Below are 571 nucleotides of genomic sequence, written 5' to 3' on the forward strand. Positions count from 1 at the left end.
GAAGAGTTCTTTGGACCTGTTCGTAATCAAGCAGAAGATGAAGCAATTAAATATGTCCGGCTGAAATGCAAGTTAATGTTCGACCCACCCTTACCCGCTACTATCAAGTGGTATGAAGATGCCGCTCTAGAAGCATATATCCGAGCCAGAACGGGATTTGACGTATGACAGATAATTTACAACATCATGGTATAGTAGGTATGAAATGGGGCAAACATATTCGTGGTAGCTCCAAGACTCCTTCTACTCGAGCAGTTAATCGTGCAGCAAAACGAGCTTCTAAAGTGATTGAGAAAACCTCCGCACAAAAAGAAGCTAATCTTGCTATTCAACGTAAAAAAGAATATCATAACCGTGGTAAACTTACAGATGCTCAATTGGCAAAACGTGTCAATAGATTGCAACAAGAGCAACGCTATAAGGAATTGGTCAATCAACCTTTTGCTGAAGCTAAAGCTGCTCAGAAAGCTAAACGTAATAGACATCTTAAGATAGTTGCTGGTACTGCCGCTGCAATACCATTCGCTATGATTAATACATCGGCTGGTGGCGGTAAATACAAAACTGCATT

Annotated in this window: 1 protein-coding gene; it reads left to right on the forward strand. The window is 40.8% G+C overall.

What is annotated here, in order from left to right; translation table 11 throughout:
* Positions 1-164: 164 nt before the first annotated feature.
* Positions 165-571 (forward strand): DUF7211 domain-containing protein (locus N1032_RS26840; RefSeq protein WP_259543724.1); only part of this gene is annotated, 407 nt, incomplete at its 3' end.

Origin of the sequence: Herbiconiux daphne, from assembly GCF_024979295.1 — a bacterium.
GTDB classification, from domain to species: Bacteria; Actinomycetota; Actinomycetes; order Actinomycetales; family Microbacteriaceae; genus Herbiconiux; species Herbiconiux daphnes.